This is a genomic window from Bordetella tumulicola (genome assembly GCF_965138755.1).
Lineage (GTDB): Bacteria > Pseudomonadota > Gammaproteobacteria > Burkholderiales > Burkholderiaceae_B > Bordetella_A > Bordetella_A tumulicola.
Genome location: NZ_CBCSFP010000005.1, coordinates 181,362 through 202,670 on the forward strand (window position 1 = coordinate 181,362; position 21,309 = coordinate 202,670).

Genomic DNA, 21,309 nt, shown 5'->3' on the forward strand with positions numbered 1-21,309 from the left:
TTGCGATCACCGGTCGTCCGTTCCCGGCTGCTCATTCGGCCCTTTGCTCATCTCTCATCATGCCCATTTCCGCTGCCCGCGCTTCTACCGTGGATCCCACCGCTCGTCGTCCCGGCACACGGCTGCTTTCTCGTCTCAAACTGCGGCATCTGACACTGCTGACGCGGTTGGGACGACTACGCTCCCTGACGCGCGCCGCTGACACCATGGGCATCAGCCAGCCCGCGGCCACCAAGGCCCTGGCCGAAATCGAAGACATCTTTGAGGCCCCCTTGTTTGTCCGCTCGCGACAGGGCCTGGAGCCCACGCCCCTAGGCAAACTGGCTCTCGTGCGCGCCGAACGCATGATGCTCGACCTGGATCATTGGGGGCAGGAAATGGAGGCCGTGCGATCCGGACGGGCGGCCCAACTGCGCGTCGGCGTGATCCCTTTTGTCTCCGAACGCGTACTGACGCCCACGTTAGAACGCCTGTGCGCCCAGGGCATCAACGTAGTCCTGTACCGCGCCACCACCGATCAGCTACTAAAGGCCTTGCGCGGCCACGAGATCGATTGCGTGATCGGCCGAGCCGCGGCCGCCGTTGGCATGAACGATATGTGGCACGAAGTGCTTTACACGCAGCGTCCCGCCCTGATTGCCCACCCCGCGCTCGCCAAGCGCATGGCACGCACCAAACCTGACTGGCGCCTATTGGCCAATGTCGATTGGATACTGCCATCGTCCGCCACACCCATCGGCAACATGGTCACCGAACTCTTCACGCGCGAACAAGTCCGCCCACCTGTCGCGCGCGTGGAAACCTATTCGATCGACGTGATCGCCGGCATGCTGCGCAACAACCAAAACCTGCTGTCTATCGTGCCCGAAGACATCGCGATCGACATGGCGTCAGCCGGGGGCGTCGCGCGCGTGAAATGGGACTGGAACTGGGAATTGCCACCGGTCAGCCTGATCCGCCAAGTGCGTGATCTGCCGCTGGATGTCGAGGAAAGTTTTGCGCACATCGTGCGCGAAGTGTGCGCCGCGTTGATGCAGCCGGAGCAGGGGGCGTAGCGCCAACTGAAGGGGGCCAATTAGAGTACAATTAACATTATTGGGGCCGATCCGGATTCGACGTGGGTCGCGAAACAACTCAGGGCATGCCGAGCACCAGTTCGCTCGTTAATCCACTGGAAACACTACAAACGCCAACGACGAGCGTTTCGCTCTCGCCGCTTAAGCGGTGAGCCGCTGCACTGATCTGTCCTTGGGTCAGGCGGAGGAAGGCAACTTCCTAGGGGGCAACCCCGAACCGCAGCAGTGACATTCACAAGGAATCGGTCTGCACTGGGGTCACACGGTTCAGGCTTAAATTACGTGAATCGCCTTGGTCCGGCCTGTCGGTTGGCTAAGTCCAGGGTTAAAACGAAATAGGCCGACTACGCATGTAGAACTGATTGCAGAGGGCTTGCGGACGGGGGTTCAATTCCCCCCGGCTCCACCACTTATTATCCGCTGAAGTACGCAGAACGCCGGGAACCTTCAAGGGTTTCCGGCTTTTTTTTGTCCGTCAATGTCCCATTTCATGGCAGGACAATTGCCCGTCAGAGCCATTCAACCTCGGTCCGCAAAGCGTGCTGCTCACCCTGGCGCAACAACACATGTACAGGGGACGTCAGCGCCAGTTCCGTACTGAAAAACCAATCGCACGCCGCCAACTTTCCTCGGTAAAAATCGCCCAAGTGCGGGCGCTTTGCCAATTGTGCGTCAGCCGCCGTGGCCTGCCACAGCCATAGCCAAGCAACGACGTGGTGGCCAAACAGATCCAGATAATAGGCCGCATTGGCACTGCCTGAAATCGGATCTACCCGAACGGCGCGCAGCAAGGTCTGGGTCGTTTCATGCAACTCTTGCCAGGCGTGTTCCAATTTCGTGGCGTTCTCGGCCAAGTCGGGATTGCCGCTGTGCTTGGCTCGCCCGACGGTATCCAATACGCGCTGGTGCAAGCGGGCAAATGCTTGTCCTTCCTTCATACCCGCTTTGCGGTTAAGCAAGTCTAGCGCCTGGATGCCATGCGTACCCTCATGAATCGCATTGAGGCGGTTGTCACGGTAAAACTGCTCTACAGGGTATTCGCGCGTATACCCATAGCCTCCATGCACCTGGATGGCCAGATCGTTGGCTGCCAGCCCATAACGCGCGGGCCAAGACTTGACGATGGGAATGAGGAGCGCGAGCAGCTGTGCAGTTTGTTCGCGCTGAGCGGCGTCGGGATGGGTCTTTTCATCGTCGACCAGGCGAGCTGCGTATAGACAGAGCGACAAAGCACCTTCTGCATAGCATTTCTGCGTAAGCAGCATTCGCCGCACGTCAGCATGTTCGATGATCGTCACAGGAGGGCTCGACGGGTCGCCATTACCGGGCAGACGCCCTTGTCGACGCTCTTTTGCATATGCCAAGGCGTGGCGATAACCGGTGTAAGCCAGCATCGTGGCGCCCATGCCGACGCCGATGCGTGCCTCATTCATCATGTGGAACATATAACGCAAGCCTTGTCCGGTTTCCCCAACGAGTTCACCTATGCACGCGTCGTTCTCACCGAAACTGAGCATGGTGGATGTCGTACCGCGATAACCCATTTTGTGAATCAGTCCTGCCAACGCCACGTCGTTCGAGTCCGTGACTTTGCCGTCCATGTCGACTCGCCGCTTGGGGACGATGAACAGGGATAGCCCTTTGGCGCCGGCGGGCGCGCTGGGCGTCTTGGCCAGCACCAGATGAACGATGTTCTCACTGATGTCGTGGTCGCCTCCCGAGATAAAAATTTTCTGGCCCTTGATGGCATAGCGGCCGTCTGGCAGCGGCATCGCGGTCGAGCGCAGGTCGGGCACGGATGATCCCGCATCCGGCTCGGTCAATGCCATCGTGCCCAGCCATCGGCCGTCCAGCAAGGGGGGTAAAAAACGCCATTTCTGTTCGTCGCTGCCAAAGGCGCGGATCAGGTTGGCGTTGGCGGCGGTCAGAAAACAATAGGCCGAACTGCCCACATTGGCGGCGCGGAATAGGGCCAGGCACGATTGTGAAATCGTTACCGGCAACTGCATGCCGCCCAGTTCGTAGTCGTGGGTCGCCGCCAGGAAACCGCCTTGCGCGAAAGCCCGTACGGCCTCGCCTACCGCGGGCAGTGTCTTGACGGTCTGGCCGTCGAACTGTGGTTCGTTTTCGTCCGAAATCCGGTTGTGAGGCGCGAAGTACTGACTGGCCAACCGGTGCGCGGCGTCGATGGCGGCATCGAAGGTTGCTCGATTGTGATCGGCGTAGCGTGGGCGTTGCGCCAGTGCTGCGCTATCGAGCACGTCGTAGAGCAGGAAATCCAGGTCCTCGCGATGGATAAGGAGATCGGTCGTCATGGTGTTGTCTCTTTTGAGTTGATGTGCATCAACTTTTGTTCTGCAATGCAGAACAAAAAACTGCATAGCGGTCTATTTAAGTCATGCTAGCACTAAATTTCAATTGAATTCCGTTGAAAACGGGATAGAATTCCAAAAAAATAATCCAAAAAACATAGGCGCGCGCTCCGCTTGAGCAATCATCCCAAGACGGGTAATCGCCTTTTCTCTATAAACGGAGGAGACATCTATGAAATCAAAATTCGGCAGAATCCTGGCCATCGCTAGCGTTGCGGCTCTTATGCCCCTGACAGCGCTCGCGCAGGCGGACTATCCCAGCAAGCCCATTACGATCATCGTGCCTTATGGTCCTGGCGGCACGACCGATGTGATGACCCGTGCCTTGGCCAGCAGTCTGTCGCGTCAGCTTAAACAGACGGTGGTCGTCGAAAACAAGCCCGGCGTGGCGGGTGCCATGGGGGTGATTCAGATGAAATCATCGGCGCCTGACGGTTACATGCTGACGATGGCGCCCATGGGGATTTTTCGCGAGCCGCATCTACAGTCTGTACCCTATGATCCCATCCGAGATCTGACTTTCATCGCAACGGTGCTGAGCTATGATTTTGCCGTCACGGTCAAGGCAGATTCGCCGTTCAAAACAGTGCAGGAACTGGTCGACTACGCGAAGAAACACCCAGGTGATATCGACTACAGCTCGCCTGGCAGATATACCGGCAACCAAGTCGTGATGGCTTCGCTGGGCAAAAACCAGAACGTCGATTTCACCCACATCCCCTACAAAGGGGACGCTGATGCGACAACTGCGCTGTTGGGCCAGCACGTAAAAGCCGCTGTCGTCACTAACAGCATTTTGCCTCACTTCAAGTCCGGAGCCGTGCGCGTGTTGGCGACGGCTGACGCCGAACGCAACCCTTATTTCACGGATGTTCCGACGCTCAAAGAATTGGGCTACGACGTTGTGGTGCCTTCGCCCTTGGGGATAGCGGGCCCGGCGGGCTTGCCAGCACCTATCGTCGACAAACTCGATCAAGCCATCAAGGTCGCGCTGGAAGACCCTGAGGTCAAGCGAGTGGCGGAAAACTTCGGGGTGCGTACGTATTATCTCGATCACGACGACTACGCCGCGTTTGCGAAAAAAGACTACGCGAGCGAAAAAGACCTGATTACTAACCTGGGCCTATAAGGCCCGTTATTGGAAGCTATGAACACCGTGCAATCTCCGTCGACGTCCGTTAAAAAAAGCAAAGAGCCCGAGGATCGCCATTTCGTGACCGCGCTCGCTCGTGGCCTGGAGGTTCTCGCCAGCTTTCAGGGCGGTGATGTCACGCTTGGCAACCAGGAGATTGCACGGGCTTGCGGCTTGCCCAAGTCTACGGTCTCGCGCTTGACGGCGACGTTGGCCAAGCTGAATTACCTGACCTTGAGCGAGGAGACCGGCAAATACCGGCTAGGCGTTGCCACATTGGCCCTGGGCGCTGGCATGCTGGCCAAGCTAGACATACGGCAAATTGCCAAACCGGGTATGCAGCGTTTGGCCGATACGTGCCAGGGGATGGTCGCCCTGGGCGTGCGTGACCGATTTTCCATGCTGTATTTGGAGGCATGCCGGGGCCATGACGCCCTGACGTTGAACCTCAACGTGGGATCGCATGTACCCATTGCCGTGACCGCAATGGGACGCGCCTATTTGGTCGAGGCCGGTCAGATCGAGCGGCAGGAAATCATTGAGCGAGCTGGCGAGCTGGACGAGCGTGCGGGTCAAGCCATTGTGCGTGGCCTGGACAAAGCATTGGAGGACTACGCCGCACTAGGATGCACCTGCTGCTTTGGGGATTGGAATCCTGATGTGCACAGCATCGGCGTCGCGCTGCGCCTCGGAGGAAATTTTCCGATGATGGCTTTGAACTTTGGCGGCCCGGCATTCCGCATGTCACCGGAATACCTGATGAACGAAGTCCGTCCTCGATTACTTGATCTGGCCACGGAAATCAAAAAAATGGCCGGAGGCACCTGATCCCGCTGTCTGCTCGGCACCGAACCTGTCGACATCGAAGCCGAAAACCTATTACGTCAAACACGAACTCTCAAATACCATGAACTACGTGAATTATGCAGTGGTAGACGGTGTAGCTTGCATCGTTTTTCAGAATCCCCCTGTTAACAGCCTGGGCCACGGTTTGCGCGTGGCCATCCTGCAGGCGCTGGATCAGGCCGAGGCGGCACCAGAGGTGCAGGTCGTGGTGATGACAGGATCTGACCGGGCGTTTTCCGGCGGCGCAGATATCACCGAATTCGGTACGCCCAAAGCAGCTTGGCATCCAACATTGCGCGATGTCATCACGGCGCTGGATGAATACACCAAGCCCGTGATTGCCGCCATTGATGGGGTATGCCTAGGGGGTGGGTTGGAGCTGGCCATGGCGGCACATTATCGGGTTGCTACCGAGCGTGCCATGTTGGGCCTGCCCGAAGTAAAGCTCGGGTTGTTGCCAGGAGGCGGTGGTACGCAACGGCTGCCGCGTTTAGTGGGCCTGGAGCGTGGTCTGGATATGATCGTCAACGGTCTCAAAGTCGAGGCCGGCAAACTGGCTGGCACGCTATTGGTTGATCGCGTGGTGGATACGCCCTTGCAGGAGGCGGCTATCGCATACGCACGAGAATGCGTGAGCGCCGGCAGCGTCCTCAGACGGACTCGTGACATAAAGATCGCCGAGCCTGATGCGCAGGCCTTGCTGCAGGTGGCCCGCCGTAACGTGGCTGCTGCCAGCAAGCACTTTCCTGCTCCCTCCTTATGCGTGGAGGCGGTGGCCGGTTGCTTGCTGCCGTTTGACGAGGGTTTAAAACAAGAGCGCGTGTTATTCATGCAGTTGATGAACTCGCCCGAGTCGGCCGCGCTGCGTCATGTATTTGCCGCCGAGCGGGCTGCGTTGAAAGTGCCGGGTATCACGTCTGCTACCGTCAAACGCGATATTCGTCGCGTGGGTGTGATCGGCGCGGGGACTATGGGCGGTGGCATCAGTATGAATTTTCTGAACGCCGGGATCCCCGTGACGTTGCTGGAGGCCGAGCAGGTCGCGCTGGAGCGTGGCGTAGGCATCATCCGCCGCAACTACGAAAACACCATGAAAAAGGGGCGTTTGACCCAGGCTCAGGTGGATGACCGGATGAGCCTATTGAGCACGACGCTCAAGTACGACGATCTAAGCAGCGCGGATTTGGTCATCGAGGCCGTGTTTGAAGACATGGGCGTGAAGGAAAACGTCTTCCGTACGCTGGACGCGGTACTAAAGCCTGGCGCGATCTTGGCGACCAACACCTCTACATTGGACGTCAACACGATCGCGGGCTTTGTCAATCGGCCACAGGATGTGGTCGGTCTGCACTTTTTCAGCCCAGCCAATGTGATGAAACTGCTGGAGATCGTGCGCGCGGACCAGACCTCGCCCGAGGTATTGGCAACTTCACTGGCGTTGGCCAAAACCATCGGCAAACAGCCCGTGGTGTCCGGTGTATGCGATGGCTTTATCGGCAACCGCATGTTGAATGGCTATCGCGCGGCGGGCGAAGAGCTGCTGCTGCATGGTGCCTCGCCGGCGCAGATCGACCACGCGCTCGAAGACTTCGGTTTTGCCATGGGCCCGTACCGTATGGGAGATCTGGCGGGACTGGATATCGGCTGGGCTGTTCGCAAGCGTCGCCAAGCAGAGAATCCCCATCTGGATTTTTCGTCCGTGGCCGATCGCATTTGCGAGGCCGGACGTTACGGCCAAAAAACCGGCGCAGGCTGGTATCGCTACGAGACGGGCAACCGGCAGGCGTTGGAAGACCCCGTGGTGACACAGATACTGGCCGACTATCGCAAGGAAAAAGGTATTGAGCCTCGTCAGTTCTCGCCAAAAGAAATCGTCGAGCGCTGCGTCTTTGGTTTGGTCAACGAGGGGGCGCACATCCTGGAGGAGGGTATTGCGCTGCGGGCTTCTGACATCGACGTGGTTTACCTCAACGGCTACGGTTTTCCGTTGCATCGCGGCGGCCCCATGCATTACGCCCAGCAGCTTGGTCTGTATAACGTCGTGCGGGCGATGAGACGGTTTGCTCGCCAGTCGGACAAGGCCGCGGAATTTTGGCAGCCCGCTGATCTATTGGTCCAGTGCGCCGAGTCTGGCGAAGCCCTTAAATAATTCCAGTATCGCGTCTCGAGGATATTATGAAAGAAGCTGTCATTGTTTCCACGGCCCGCACCGGTTTGGCTAAATCCTGGCGCGGGGCATTCAATATGACTTACGGCGCTACGCTCGGAGCGCACGCGGTGCGGCATGCCGTGGCGCGCGCTGACGTGGACCCGGCCGAAGTCGAGGATTGCGTCATGGGGGGGACTTATCTCGAGGGCACCACCGGAGGCAATATTGCACGCGGCATTGCGTTGCGTGCGGGTTTGCCGGTCACGACGGCCGGCATGAGTATCAACCGTTTTTGTTCGACGGGCCTGCAGAGCATCGCCATCGCGGCACAACGCGTGATGGTCGAAGGCGCACCGATGATCGTGGCCGGCGGTGTGGAAAGCATTTCCTGCACGCAGAATGAAGCCAATCAACATATGCGTCGCGACCCGTGGCTGCTTGAGCACAAGCCTGCGCTATACATGAGTATGCTGCAGACGGCCGAAAACGTGGCCAAGCGCTACAACATTGGCAAAGAGGCTCAGGATGCCTATGGCGTGCGCAGCCAGCAGCGTGCTGCCGCTGCGCAGACTGCCGGATTGTTCAATGACGAGATCGTTCCCATGACGACAGTCATGGCGGTACAGGACAAGGTCACTGGCCGCTTGTCTCGTCGCGAAATCACGATTTCCGCTGACGAAGGCATACGCGCGGATACGACGCTCGAAGGCGTATCGCGCCTGCGTCCCGCGTTGCCCGGTGGTGTCGTCACGGCGGGTAATGCCAGTCAGTTTTCGGATGGTGCCTCGGCTTGTCTCGTGATGGACGCGAAACTGGCTGAGCGTCGCGGCATCGAGCCACTGGGCATCTTTCGTGGCTTTGCCATCGCGGGTTGCGAGCCGGACGAAATGGGCATTGGCCCCGTGGTTGCCGTGCCTCGCTTATTGGAGCGCGCCGGCCTGAAAGTATCGGACATCGGATTGTGGGAATTGAACGAGGCTTTTGCCTGCCAGGTGCTGTATTGCCGGGATAAGCTGGGTATTCCGGATGATCGCCTCAATGTGAACGGCGGAGCCATTGCCGTGGGACATCCCTATGGCGTGTCGGGATCGCGTCTAACCGGCCATGCGCTCATCGAAGGCAAACGGCGTGGCGCGCGATATGTGGTCGTGACTATGTGCGTCGGCGGTGGGCAAGGTGCCGCCGGCTTGTTCGAAGTGGTCTGATCGGTCCCGAGGAAAAGCCATGAGCACCAGCGTCAGAGCATTGTTTCAGTTGGAGGGCAAGGTCGCCCTGATTACGGGGGGATCGCGCGGCTTGGGCCTGCAGATCGCCGAAGCATTAGGCGAGATGGGGTGCAAAATCGCGATTACCGCTCGAAAACAGTCAGAGTTGGACGCCGCGCATCAGCATCTGCAGGCCCAGGGTGTTGATGTCCTGGCGGTGTCTGGCAACCTGTCGCAGTTCGATGGCATAGCGGGCTTGGTCGATCAGGTGCTGGCGCGTTTTGGCACTATTGATATTCTGGTCAACAATGCCGGTACGACATGGGGGGCGCCAGCCGAGTCCTATCCCGACGACGCGTGGCACAAAGTCATGGATCTGAACATCAATGCGGTGTTCTATCTGTCACGCGAAATCGGCCGCCGGGTGATGATTCCTCGTGGCAGCGGCAAGATCATCAATGTGGCCTCGGCGGCTGGCATGCGCGGCACCGCAAAGGGCGTGACCACGATTGCGTACAACACCTCAAAAGGGGCCGCCGTGAATTTCACGCGGGCCCTGGCTTGTGAGTGGGGGCCACACAATATCAATGTCAATGCGATCTGCCCGGGCTATTTTTCGTCGCGCATGGCTGATGTGCAGATTCAGCGTATGGGTCAAGGGCTCCTGGACCGTATCCCCCTGGGACGAGTGGGCAACGAAGATGACTTGAAAGGCATCGCGGTGTTCCTCGCCAGCGAGGCCTCGCGCCACATTACCGGTCAGGCGATTTTGGTCGATGGCGGTGCCAGTGTCGGCGCGTGATGCGCGAGCTTACACAAGACAATAGAGGCGAGACAGAACATGATCAACAAATTCGTGGGCAGTGTGCACGAGGCGGTGGCGGACATCCACGACGGCGCCATCGTGCTGGTCGGTGGGTTTGGTGGAGCAGGCCACCCCACTGAGTTATTGCATGCGCTTCTGGAGCAGGGGGCGCGTAACCTGACCATGGTCAGCAACAACTCCGGCAACCACGAGGTAGGGCTGGCGGCGCTGATCAAGGCCGAGCGAGTCAAGAAAATGATCTGCTCCTTTCCGCGAGGCAGCCATTCTTATGTCTTTAACCAGTTTTATGCCGAAGGGCGCATCGAGCTGGAATGCGTTCCACAAGGCACGATAGCCGAACGTCTGCACGCGGCGGGTGCGGGCCTGGGTGGGTTCTATACGCGCACCAGCTATGGCACCGAGTTGGCCGCGGGTAAAGAAGTTCGCGAGATCAATGGCCATCACTATGTGTTTGAATATCCGATGCATGCGGATTTTGCGTTGGTCCTGGCGCAGAAGGGCGATCGTTGGGGCAATCTCGTCTACAACAAAACCGCCCGTAATTTCGGGCCGGTGATGTGCCAGGCGGCTAAGACGACCGTCGTGCAAGTCAAGCAAAAGGTCGAGCTGGGAGACCTCGATCCCGAGGCCATTATCACGCCCGGCATCTTCGTTGATCGCGTGGTCGAAGTCTCCGACCCACAATTTTCCAGTTGAGCGCGACATGCAACGACTGACGCGCAATCAGATGGCGGCTCGCCTGGCCAGGGATATATTGCCTGGCAGCTATGTCAATATCGGCATCGGCATGCCAGAACTGGTCGCCAACCATCTGGATCCGGCCGACGAGATTTTGCTGCACAGCGAAAACGGGATCGTTGGCATGGGGCCTGCCGCAAACCAGGCAGAGGAAGACCTGGAGCTGGTCAACGCCGGCAAGCATCCCGTCACCTTATTGACCGGCGGCGCTTTCGTCGAGCATGTGGATTCATTCGCCATCATGCGCGGCGGCCACCTTGACCTGTGCATCATGGGCGGTATGCAAGTGACACCCATGGGCGACTTGGCGAATTGGTCACTGGGACGCAAGGGCGAGCCACCAGCAGTAGGCGGGGCCATGGATCTCTCCGTGGGAACCAAGCGCGTCTTCATTCTGATGGAACACAATGCCAAGGACGGCACGCCGAAATTAGTGGAGAAATGCACGTTGCCGTTGACGGGTTTGGGCGTGGTGCATCGCGTGTACACCGATTTGGCCGTCGTGGAAATCACGCCTCAAGGGTTTCTGGTATTAGACAAGCTGGTTGATATCAGCGACGAGGCGTTGCAGGCGCAGACGGGAGCAACGTTGCGGTTCACGCATCAGCAAGGCTGAACGAAAGCGCCTTCGTTCGCGACCTTGCGCAATGACCGCCATGTGACCAAAGTCGGGATCGTCAGTGGCCCGCTAGCGTGCTGTCTCGACGTCAATCGGAAAATCTCGTTACCAAGCGATCGACAATACGTGGCGAGTTGGTGAATACTGGTATGGAGCGAACCCACTCTTGGAGAGAAAATCATGGCAACGTCCCAGGCAGAAGACAAGGCTGAAGAATTGATCGACGAAGGGGCCGCGAAAGCAAAGGCGGCCGTCGGCGCCGTGTCCAGGCGAGCCGCTTCGACCAAAGCGGCGGCCGAGGATGCGCTGCATGAGGGGCAGGACGCGCTCGAAGGAGCTTTGACCTGCGCCAAGGATTGCATTCGCGCGAATCCTCTTGCGTCCGTCGCGGTGGTGGCCGCGGTTGCCTACCTTTGGGGACGCATCAGATCGTGATGGTGTACGTCACCTTTCTGTAGTTTTTCGTGTGGACGTGGGTGCACGTGCCAGACAAGGGCACCCATTTCCCGCTTAGCGCTTCCCAGCCGCCACGGCAGCCAACGGAACCGGCGGGCCGATCACCGGGGTGTTCAGCGGTGCGGCCGCTCCGATCAGAATGACGATCGAGTTACCGCCGGGGTTGAGGTCGGGATTGGGATTTTGCTTCCAGTTGTTCATTACCCACACGTTTCCGGATCGATCGATCTGGCCGCCGGTGATGCGTTCCAGGGCGTCACTCATATAACCGGTCGCGGGCGAGATGGGATCGCCTACCTTCATTCCTGGCGGGCACTTGCTCGTGTCCGCGCCGCAGAATCGGCTGATGCCGGTTAATGCCGTCGTTGGCGTGGCCTCGATGCCATCCGGCCCGAAGTTGAACACCCACACCGTATCATTGCCGTCTACCGAAATACCCCATGGTACGGTGAGGCCTCCGCCGGTAAAGGGGGATCCCGGATACGGTTCGTGCGTATCTCCCTGATACAGCGTGATCGACGGATTCGTGGCCGGGCCTTCGCGCAGACTGGCGGGACACGGGGCGTCCAGCCAATTCGAATTGGCGATCCAGACATTGCCCTTGCTGTCGGCGGCGTTACCAATGGGGTGGTTAATCAGCGGGCGCGCCGGGTCGCTACCCGCGGTCAGCGTTTTCAGGATCGCGCCGTCGGGCGCAATAATCATCATACTGTCGCCCCGGTTCATGGTGACCCAGACATTGCCGTCCAGATCCACCACCGTGCTGAACGGTTTGAGTTTTGGCAGTTCACCGGGTGCGAGCGGGCCCAATGGAAAATTGATCGCCTGCGTCGGATCTCCATTTGGAATCTTGGTGACGGAATCATTGCCGCAGTTGGCCACCCAGATGTTGCCCGCTCGATCGGACGACGTGCCTTGTGGCCATGAAATGTTGCCTTGGGTGAAGCCGGTGCTTGGGGAAATTGGCGTGCCATCGGGCTGAAATACCGATACGCTGTTGTGGGGTGCCTCTTGTGGCGTGCCGATGCAGGGCGGGTCCTCGAAACCGAAATTCCCCGTCCAGATGTTCCCGACGGGATCCAGCGTAATGCCAAAGCCGGCGCCACTGAGGCCGCCGCCAAAGTAGGGCGAACCAGGCACGACCTGTGCCGAGGGCGAGAACTTGATCAGGCGCAAGCCGGCGCACGCCGGCTGACCGGGGTATTGCGGCTCATAGTTGTCGTTCGCCCATGCGTAGCCCAGTGCGTCGAAAGCGATGTTGCCCACGGCGTTGACCAAGTTGCTCGGACTCTGGTCGCTGTAGGCGCCGCCAGTGACTTTCAGAAATAACAGCCAGTTGGTTGGGCGCGCAGCCAGTCCCAGATAGTGGGCTGGCGAGCCTTTTGACAAGCCGAATATCGGATCAGCCGCATCATCCGGATAGCCGGGGTACGACGGGTATTTCACGATATTGGACAGCGCTTCTAGCACATTGCTAGCTGGCGTACCGCCGGGAGGGGTTGCCGCTGCGAACAGCTCGGCACAATCGCTTTCCTCCGCGACGCAGGCCGCGACGACGTTGGCCAATGAATTGAAGGTCGCTAGTGTCGACGTTTCATCACCATTGGGAGAGGAGGCCAGTGCGGCCCCGACGGATCCGGAAATGGGATCGGCCAAATTGGTGGCCATCTGCGACGCGTTGTACATACCGATAGCGTCGCCCGCGATACCCGACGCGCTGATGAACTGCGCGAAGGCATTACCCGTGGCGACCGTCGTATGGTCGTTTACCACAATAGGGGTGTCGATTCTGCTGTTGTCGCTGCCGATCGCGCTGGCCAGCATGGCCGAGCCCCGTGTTGCTTCGACGAACAGGACCGCCTGCTGAGCCTGCTGCGATTCGGATAGCGCGTACCTGATGGTGAACTCACCGCCACGGTTGGTCGATCCCGAACCCAGTGGCACCCACGACCCGCCATCGCCGGAAAAGCTGGCATATAGCTTGACGTTGTAATCCGCGAGCCCCGTCGAGTTGCTCTCGACGTGACCCGAAAGTTTCAGGTGTTTCTCTTCGTCTTTAGACGACGAGCCTCCATCCGAGCATGCCGCCAAGGTGAATATCAGGGTGGCCGACAGTGCGATGGCCCGCCATCCTCTGCCTAGGGCGGAATGCTGGGTGCTCGTTAGCTGTTTCATGCTTACTCTCATCGTCGGACTACATGTATTGAGATGTTTGGAGGAATGCAAGAAAGCTACTTGAACGGCACCGATTTATCCAGTTTTTTTCGACGAAAATGCATATGGAATCGACGAAATGATAGGCCTAAATTTTATTTGCCCGATTTTCTCTTTGGTGTCTGCGCAACGACGGGGAAACGCTAGATTTTCATCAATTTATTATTTTTATAAAATAGATGATTATTTTGCCGGTGCCGCCGGTCTCCGACTCTTAAGCCGCCTGGGGCGCAGAGCAGACCCGCTGTGCGGGCCCGCTGCTATCCTATCAAGCAGTCTTCTTGACTAGGTTGATGCTGGTCAATTCACCTGTTACATAACCCACCGCAGCGCCATATTTGTCCTTGTAGTTGGCGTTGATGAGGGGATCGAGGGTTTCCCATACGACCGAATGCAGGCCCGTCTTTTTCCAGTCGCCGGGGTGCTGGAAGTTGGACATAATGTAGGTCCAGCCGTTGACTTCGTCTACCGCGTGCAAGCCGGTCGACTCGGCCCCTGCGGGCGTCGACAGGATGCGCGTCAATTCCTTGGTGTCGACGTTATACGCCCACAAGAAGTTGTTGACGTGGTTACCGCTGTCCTCGCCGATGAATAGCGTGCGCAGCTTTTCCGAGAACTTCAGATTGTCGGGGCTTGCAATTTTGTCGGCATTTGCCGTGTTGCCCAGTGCGTCGGGGGTATCAAGGTCTTCGCCAGACAATTCCAGGTGCGTGTCGCCAGGCACCCATTCGCTATTGATGGCATTGCCGTCGGTGTCGAGCACACTGCCTTTCAATGCGTGAGCCAGCACGCCGCCGGCAACGGTCGTCGGAAACAGGACGTTGTGCGCGGCGTTAAAAGCATCGCCCGACACCATCGAGGCCTGGATGTTGGCCAGCGCCGAGTAGGCGATTTTGTCCTTGGCGTTGACGGTCGTGCCTTCCATCTTGGTGAATGCCATGCTGGCGCCAACCAGGTTGGCATAGCGGTGCGTTTCGAGGAACGCGGCCGCCTTTTCCATGCCCGGGACGACTTTGATCCAGTTCGCCTTGCCGTCGCAGTACATCAACGTGTAGGTCGGGTCGCCCGGATCGGTGTACTGCACGTCCATAATGTCGGTCGGCTCGAGCGAGTTGGCCATCGCTTCGATCTCGGCGCTGTTGGCGTGGCCCAGCTTGATCCAGTTCATGCGTGCGGTCGACTTTTCGGTCAGAACCTGATCATAGTGCGCCACGTACAACGTGCCCGAGGATAGGTCGCGCGCGTTGTCGGCCACGAACATGAACAGGCCGCCATTGGTGTAGTCGTCGCCCATCAATGCAGTGCGTTCATCGGGCATGACCTGGATGAGCTCGTGCGAAATGCGGCCCAGGCAATAGTGTTTTTTGACCGTGCCGGAACCATCTGGGTTGACAGTGATCTCGGGCAGATGGCCATAGTGATAGGGCTTGGCGGTGGTCGAGTCGCCGTATAGGTAGTTGCTATAGCCCAAGAACATGTCATTGCTCTTCGCCGTGAACGCATCGGGTTCGTACTCTTCGCTGGACAGGTGTGTATTCCAGGGCGAGAGACTGGCGCCGCAGGTGATCCACAGGCCATGCGCCTGGGACATGTCGACGTTGTGGTAACGGGCCAGCGTGAGCTTGCCCGTGTCGGGATCCTGGTCCAGCGTCAACACGGCGATGGGCGAGGGCAGCTTGCCGTAGGTGTCGTTACCACCCAGGTCCTTGGTGACGTATTCGAACTGAACCACAACGAACACCGGGTTGGCCACGCCGTCGACCTTGGCATCCGGCAGGTGAATCATCGACGTGCCGTCCGGAGCATCTGAGAAGAGCTGGCGTGCGGCACCCGTACCCGATTTGTCCATGATGGGGGCGTTATTGATATCGTAGTAGCCGCCAGCAATGACGTCATTGCCTTGCAGATCCTTGACGATATCACCGGTGGTGAAGAACGGAGCATAGGCTAATGAATAGGTCTGGTTGCTGCCGTCATCGAAGTTTACTTGCAGCTTCGAACCCACCGTGGTCGTTGCCATCGCGGCCGCATCGCTCAACGAGGGCGCGGCCATGCCGATGAACGACGCTGAAACGAAATTGGCAACTGGTGTCCCGGGAGCCGGCGAATCGGAGTCGTCATCACTGCTGCTACAGGCGCTCAGCACGGAGGCAGACACAAAGGCGCCTCCCAATGGCAACATGGGCGCGCCCGCGAACATCTTGAGCAGTCGGCGGCGGGTCGCCTGGACAGCCGGCAAAGCCGATACGGGGAAAGAAGGTTTTGTCATCGCAAGATATCTCAGAGGGGGCTTGGCGGGAAAGGTCTGTTCGAATTCTTGGAATCTGCATCGCAAGACGAAACAGATTCCAAGTGTGCCGGTGCGATGATAGAAATCACTTGTGACGCAGTCGTGATGACTTCCTGTCGATCTCCTGAAAACCTGGGTTAACGGTCGACATAGGCGTTGCCGCGAGGCGTGCGCGGCAGCGCTGTCGTGATTTGTCAGGGCATAGCCGCAGTCGGGTTTACGCGGTGTGCTAAAACATCTTGTGCAGAATGCGCTGCACGTATTGGATGCATGGAAAAATAGACGTGAAAATCATGTCCTTTCCCGTTTCAGGGCCCCAGGCGCGGGCCGTTTGGCTGCGGGCACAGCGGTTGGATCAGTACGCGCCATTTGGCGCCGGCCCGCAGGCGGCTCGGCACGCCATCGCGCATCTGGGCTACGTCCAGATCGACACCATCAACGTGATCGAGCGCAGCCATCACCACATTCTGCAGACCCGAATTCCGGACTACGCGCTAGCGGACCTGGAGCACGTACAGTCGGTCGAAAAGTCGGCTTTCGAATACTGGACGCATGCGCTTTCGTATGTACCCACGTCAGACTATCGATACTTCATGCCTGCGATGGCGCGCCATCGTGATACGCCACGCGATTCCTTTGCCTCCGTCACCGCGGACGACTATGCGGTGTTGCTCAAGCGCATACGTAGGGAAGGGCCGATCTCCATTCGCGACATAGAAGAAGACCTGGTCGAAAAGACGCATCCGTGGGACAGCAAGAAGCCTTCCCGTCGTGCATTGCGGTTCGGTTTTTTTGCCGGCGACCTGGCCATTGCGAAACGCACGGGTATGCTGAAAAGCTACGATCTTGCGTCGCGCCATTTCGCCTGGGACAAGCGTCCCAGACCCGCCAGCGAGATGCAGTTCGCACAGTACCTGCTGACACGCGCGTTGCGTGCACAGGGCATGGTCAGTCTGGACTCGATTTGTTATGGCAATCTGGGCACCAAGAAGGTGGTCGCCGAACTGATCGCGGCGCAGGTGCGCCGCAAACGACTGGTGCCCGTCCATATGGACAGCCACCCGAATGCCGCCTTTTGGGTCGAGCCAGATACGCTCGACCTGTTGCCCCCCACTGACGCTTCTCCTTTGATACACATCCTGTCGCCGTTCGATCCATTGATCATCCAGCGCAAGCGATTGAGCATGTTCTTTGGCTACGACCACAAGTTCGAAGCCTATGTGCCGCCTCCGAAGCGCGTATTGGGATATTTCGCGTTACCGGTATTGGCGGGCGATCGTATCGTCGCCGCATTGGACCTGAAGACCGACCGAAAGGCGGGCAAGCTGCTGGTGCAAAAGTGGACCTGGATCGCGCCGCGCAGCAAGACATTAAAGGCGGCGGTGGAAGACGCTCTGGGCCGATTCGAGCGTTTTCAATTGGCGTCGGTGTAGCAGGGCAAGCCATCGCCAGAATCGTCGTCGATGTCAGGGTTGATATCGACGGTCTTCAGGGTGCGTCTTCATTGAAAGCGATGGTGAGTCGGTCATACCTCCGGCGGTGTGCGCAAATGCCATTGGGTGCGCGACTGGTATGCCTCTCCGATGTCGAGCATCTGCTCCTCGCTGTACGGGCGGCCAATAATCTGCAGCGATATCGGCAGGCCGTCCTGCGTGGCCCCATTGGGCAGTGCTAGCGCAGCCAGATTGAAGAAATTCGCGAATCGGGTGTAGTACGCAGGGGTCGCGTTCTGGTCGACGTCAGTGAGCGGCAACGGCGCTGTCGCGGTGGTAGGTGTGAGCAGTGCGTCGACCTGCTCGAAAATAGCGTACAGTTCTTGTTGCATTGCCTGGCGGCGGCGTAGCGCGTTCAGGTAGTCGGCCGCCCGTACCTCGCGGCCCTTCAGCAGACGGGGGCGTACGTCTTCATCAAGAGGTTGTGACGCGTCGTCCAGTAGCTGGGCATAGAAGCTATAGCCCTCGGTATTCATGATCAGGCTATTGAGCTCGGCCACCTCGGCAAAGCCGTACGGAAGGGTGATGTCCACAATATCGGCGCCGGCTGCGCGCAATACGTCGAGCGACGCATCATAAGCGGCCAGGACTTCTGGCGTGGCTACTGCACGCTCGTTCTGGGGAAGGCGGGCCAGCCGCAGACCCGCTAGGTCGGTACGTGTGGTCATCCGACCTGACCATCGCGCAGGCGACGCGCTGTGCATATCGAAGGGTTCAGGTTCCCGCAACGCGTGGTAGAGCAGCCGGGTATCGCCGACGGTGCGGGCCATGGGCCCAGGCGTGTCCAGTGTCGTGCTCAGGGGCAGCACGCCATCGGTACTGATGCGTCCCGTGCAGACTTTCAATCCGGTCAGGTTGCACCACGACGCCGGCATGCGCACTGAGCCGCCCGTATCCGTGCCGATCGCCCAAGGCGCCAGGCCCGCGGCGACGGCCACGCCGGACCCGCTGCTGGAGCCGCCCGGCGTGCGTGGGACATCTAGATCCCAGGGATTTAGCGGCGTGCCCAGACGCGTATTGGTGCCCCAGCCGCCGGTGGCGAACTCGACGGTATGTGTTTTGCCCAGAATGATCACACCCTGTTGCCGAAGGCGTTGCACGATGGTCGCGGTGACGGGGCTGCGACGCTCGCGGTTGGCGGCGGATCCACCCATCGTAATACGGCCTTCGATTTCGATTAGATCCTTGAGGGCGATGGGAATGCCATGTAGTGGTCCAAGCCTGCATCCGGCGCTGCGGGCAAGGTCGGCACTCTGCGCCGCTTGCCGGGCCTCGTCTGCATACGTCTCAGTAAACGCGTGAAAACGGGAATCCTGGCCGGCGATTCGTTGCAGATAATGCTCTACCAGCGCTGCAGACGATAGGCTGCCCGCGTCGAGTTGGGCGGCTATCTCTTTCACGGTCATGAATGAAGGGGACGATGACATCGTTTGCATTTCCTTTTCAGTACTGGGCCAGGTGTTCCTTGATGACAGCCGAGGTGCCCAGAATGTCTGGGTATTTCTCGCCTGCGTCTACGCGCTGCAATGTCTGTTTCTCACCCGTTTGTAGGCCGACGGCCTTGTTGGCGGCAAATTCGATGAGTTCGGGCCGCAGCACGAGCACACCATTTTCGTCGGCCAGAATGGCGTCTCCGGCCGACACGGCTACGCCGCCGCAGGAGACGGGAATGCAGAACTCCCCGCCGATGCCCAGTGTCTTGACGGTGATGGTCGTCAAACCGCGTGCCCAGACCGGCAGGCCGTAGCGTCGCAGCTCTTCGATATCGGTGACGACGCCGTCCACGATGATACCGACAACGCCGGCCGCGCGCGCCGCATAGGCCAGGGCGCCGCCCAGGCTGGCGTGGCGCTGGTCGCCGCAACGGTCAATGACCAGAATATCGCCGGGGCGAGCCTGGCCTACCGCGTAATGCGCCATGGCACCGTCCGCACCCGGGTAGCGTACCGTGACGGCCGTGCCAGCAATGCGCTGAGGCGGCAACAGTGCGCGAATGCCGCTGTCCATGAATCCGGTATGAAGAAAATGGCCGATGGTGGCGGGTTCGGCTCGCGCCAGCAATTCGATGCGTTCGGGAGCAATCTGCTCTGGGAGCGATTTCAGTAGATACATGAGTGTGGTCTCTAGAGTGAAGGGTGAGTCAGATGATGTGCGATTCAGGTTGGCCGGCGATGTGACTATCCTCGACCAACCTGCAAAGGTAATGATCTATCGATACCAGAGTGCGACTTCGGGCCAGACAATAATGATCCCCACCAAGGTAAGCAGGGCGAGCAGATAGGGTGATACGCCGATGAAGACATCTATCAACGAGCCGCGTCCGCGTGTGGCTTGCACTACATAGCAGTTCATGCCGACCGGCGGTGTGATCAAGCCGGCCTCGGTGACCAGGATTACCATGATGCCGAACCAGACCGGATCGAAGCCAAGCTTGGCCATGATGGGCGCGAGGACCGGCACAGTCAGCACGGTTAACGACAAGCCTTCCAGAAAGCAGCCCAGGATCAGATAGATCAGCACGACCATGAGCACGATCGCATACGTACTGAGGTCCAGTCCCAACACGAAACTCTCGAGCAGGCGAGAAAACCCGATCATTCCCAGGGCGAAGTTGAGTAAGGCTGCGAAGATGATGATGATCATCAGGATGGCGTTGGTCTTGGCCGTGGCAAGAAGCGCCGAATTCAGAATCTTGAAAGACATCTTGCGTCTTGCCAGTCCTAGCGCAAGCGTTGCGATCACGCCAAGCGCGGCTGCTTCGGTCGGCGTGGCGATACCGGCGTAAATAGACCCCACGACCACCAGGAATAGCCCCAGGGGCGGCAGCAATTTCGGTAGTGTGGCGATACGCATGTGCCAGTCGGTCTTGATTTCTTTGCCGCTCCATTCCGGCCGCATGATGCACAGAACGGTCGTCACCAGCATGAACAAAGCCATCAGGATCAAGCCCGGCACGATTCCGGCCAGGTAGAGCTCAGGGATCGAGGTGTTGGTGATGCTGCCGTACACAATGAGATTGATGGACGGTGGAATAAGAATGCCCAGCGTGCCGCCCGCCGCAATGGTGCCCAGGAACAACCGTTCGTTGTAGCCGTGCAATTTGATCTGCGGAATGGCGATCGACCCAATCGTAGCGGCCGTGGCCAGGCTGGATCCCGACGTGGCGGCAAAGATGGCGCTGGTGGCGACATTCGTCTGCATCAGCCGGCCGGGCATCTTGTTCAGCCACGGAGCCACCGCATCGTACATTTCGCCCGCGATACCGCTGCGCACGAAAATCTCGCCCAGCATGATGAACAAAGGTACTGAGATCAGCACATAATTTTGTGCCTGGGCCCAGGCTGTCATTCCTAATGAATCCACAATCGGAACCGGGGAGATCAAGCCCACCGCCAACGCTCCCAGTCCGATGACCGAAAAAATGGGTAGGCCTGCAAAGAAAAGAATGAATGCGCCCAGTATGAAAGCGATACCGATCGTCATAGCGTGTACTCTCCAGACTGTTCGCTTTCTTCTATCAGTTGTATCGTTTCTTCATACTTGCCGTTTAGTACAAGACCGATGCTTTCCAGCAGCACCAGCGCCGCGGAAATCAAGAAAAGCAGGACACCCGCCAGGAAAATGAACTGCGGAATCCATATGGGTATACGCAGCGGCGTATTGGACACCGCGTCGAACGTCCACGAATCGAAGGCAAGAACCCACACTTGCCACGCGAGGATAGCGATCAAGACCGTTGTCACCAGCACGGCTAGGACGTCCAGTTGGGCCTTGGCGCGTGGCGACAACGTCAGGTGCAGCACATTCACCCGTATATGGCTACCTTCGAAGAACGCGTAGGACAAAGCCCAACTGGTGGCCAGTGCGAGCGCATAACCCGCGAGTTNGGGGGG

General features: G+C 58.8%; 17 protein-coding genes and 1 other RNA gene. 11 read left to right on the plus strand and 7 right to left on the minus strand.

All coding sequences use genetic code 11. From position 1 onward, the window contains the following. Positions 1-59 precede the first annotated feature (59 nt). Positions 60-1,055 carry a LysR substrate-binding domain-containing protein gene (locus ACNAZS_RS15025; protein WP_415790656.1) on the plus strand — a complete coding sequence of 332 codons (996 nt, stop codon included), beginning with the start codon at positions 60-62 and terminating at the stop codon, positions 1,053-1,055. Between the two features lie 42 nt (positions 1,056-1,097). After that, positions 1,098-1,485, plus strand: a transfer-messenger RNA (tmRNA) gene (gene ssrA, locus ACNAZS_RS15030). Between the two features lie 100 nt (positions 1,486-1,585). Here the strand turns inward: ssrA and ACNAZS_RS15035 are convergent. Then, entirely contained in the window at positions 1,586-3,391 is a 1,806-nt protein-coding gene (locus ACNAZS_RS15035; RefSeq protein ID WP_415790658.1) for an acyl-CoA dehydrogenase, read from the minus strand. 229 nt (positions 3,392-3,620) lie between these two features. Between ACNAZS_RS15035 and ACNAZS_RS15040 the strand changes: the two genes are divergently transcribed. The 8 genes from ACNAZS_RS15040 (at position 3,621) to ACNAZS_RS15075 (ending at position 11,398) form a co-directional block, all read left to right on the plus strand. Continuing rightward, entirely contained in the window at positions 3,621-4,577 is a 957-nt protein-coding gene (locus ACNAZS_RS15040) for a tripartite tricarboxylate transporter substrate binding protein (RefSeq protein ID WP_415790660.1), read from the plus strand. A gap of 18 nt (positions 4,578-4,595) precedes the next feature. Continuing rightward, entirely contained in the window at positions 4,596-5,408 is an 813-nt protein-coding gene (locus ACNAZS_RS15045) for an IclR family transcriptional regulator (RefSeq protein WP_415790662.1), read from the plus strand. A gap of 79 nt (positions 5,409-5,487) precedes the next feature. Continuing rightward, on the plus strand, positions 5,488-7,575 hold the full coding sequence (locus ACNAZS_RS15050; protein WP_415790664.1) for a 3-hydroxyacyl-CoA dehydrogenase NAD-binding domain-containing protein: 2,088 nt from the start codon (positions 5,488-5,490) through the stop codon (positions 7,573-7,575). 26 nt (positions 7,576-7,601) lie between these two features. Next, complete coding sequence (locus tag ACNAZS_RS15055) at positions 7,602-8,780, plus strand: acetyl-CoA C-acyltransferase (RefSeq protein WP_415790666.1); 1,179 nt, start codon at positions 7,602-7,604, stop codon at positions 8,778-8,780. Between the two features lie 19 nt (positions 8,781-8,799). After that, a complete protein-coding gene (locus ACNAZS_RS15060; RefSeq protein ID WP_415790668.1) occupies positions 8,800-9,582 on the plus strand; it encodes an SDR family oxidoreductase in 783 nt (260 codons plus the stop codon). A gap of 39 nt (positions 9,583-9,621) precedes the next feature. After that, positions 9,622-10,302 carry a 3-oxoacid CoA-transferase subunit A gene (locus ACNAZS_RS15065; protein ID WP_415790670.1) on the plus strand — a complete coding sequence of 227 codons (681 nt, stop codon included), beginning with the start codon at positions 9,622-9,624 and terminating at the stop codon, positions 10,300-10,302. A gap of 7 nt (positions 10,303-10,309) precedes the next feature. Further along, complete coding sequence (locus ACNAZS_RS15070; RefSeq protein WP_415790672.1) at positions 10,310-10,960, plus strand: 3-oxoacid CoA-transferase subunit B; 651 nt, start codon at positions 10,310-10,312, stop codon at positions 10,958-10,960. A gap of 183 nt (positions 10,961-11,143) precedes the next feature. Continuing rightward, positions 11,144-11,398 carry a hypothetical protein gene (locus tag ACNAZS_RS15075; RefSeq protein ID WP_415790674.1) on the plus strand — a complete coding sequence of 85 codons (255 nt, stop codon included), beginning with the start codon at positions 11,144-11,146 and terminating at the stop codon, positions 11,396-11,398. A gap of 75 nt (positions 11,399-11,473) precedes the next feature. Here ACNAZS_RS15075 and ACNAZS_RS15080 read toward each other — a convergent pair whose 3' ends face one another. Both ACNAZS_RS15080 and ACNAZS_RS15085 read right to left on the minus strand, forming a co-directional pair. Beyond that, positions 11,474-13,594 (minus strand): NHL repeat-containing protein, encoded by a 2,121-nt coding sequence (locus tag ACNAZS_RS15080; RefSeq protein ID WP_415790676.1) that lies wholly within the window; start codon positions 13,592-13,594, stop codon positions 11,474-11,476. Positions 13,595-13,901: 307 nt separating this feature from the next. Next, a complete protein-coding gene (locus ACNAZS_RS15085; RefSeq protein ID WP_415790678.1) occupies positions 13,902-15,902 on the minus strand; it encodes a PhoX family protein in 2,001 nt (666 codons plus the stop codon). A gap of 314 nt (positions 15,903-16,216) precedes the next feature. On the opposite strand from ACNAZS_RS15085, the gene ACNAZS_RS15090 reads away from it, so the two are divergent. Continuing rightward, the gene (locus ACNAZS_RS15090; protein WP_415790680.1) at positions 16,217-17,356 is read left to right on the plus strand and encodes a winged helix-turn-helix domain-containing protein; all 1,140 of its coding nucleotides are present in this window, start codon (positions 16,217-16,219) and stop codon (positions 17,354-17,356) included. Between the two features lie 92 nt (positions 17,357-17,448). Here ACNAZS_RS15090 and ACNAZS_RS15095 read toward each other — a convergent pair whose 3' ends face one another. From ACNAZS_RS15095 to ACNAZS_RS15110, 4 genes are all read right to left on the minus strand, one after another. Beyond that, positions 17,449-18,843: an amidase gene (locus ACNAZS_RS15095; RefSeq protein ID WP_415790682.1), complete on the minus strand. Its 1,395-nt coding sequence runs from the start codon at positions 18,841-18,843 to the stop codon at positions 17,449-17,451. A gap of 16 nt (positions 18,844-18,859) precedes the next feature. Continuing rightward, complete coding sequence (locus ACNAZS_RS15100) at positions 18,860-19,528, minus strand: RraA family protein (protein ID WP_415790684.1); 669 nt, start codon at positions 19,526-19,528, stop codon at positions 18,860-18,862. Between the two features lie 96 nt (positions 19,529-19,624). Continuing rightward, positions 19,625-20,899, minus strand: coding sequence for a TRAP transporter large permease (locus tag ACNAZS_RS15105; RefSeq protein ID WP_415790686.1), 1,275 nt, complete (start codon positions 20,897-20,899; stop codon positions 19,625-19,627). Then, on the minus strand, positions 20,896-21,302 hold a 407-nt coding region (locus tag ACNAZS_RS15110; RefSeq protein WP_415790688.1), incomplete at its 5' end, for a TRAP transporter small permease subunit. The genes ACNAZS_RS15110 and ACNAZS_RS15105, both read right to left, overlap by 4 nt. Between the last annotated feature and the right edge of the window lie 7 nt (positions 21,303-21,309).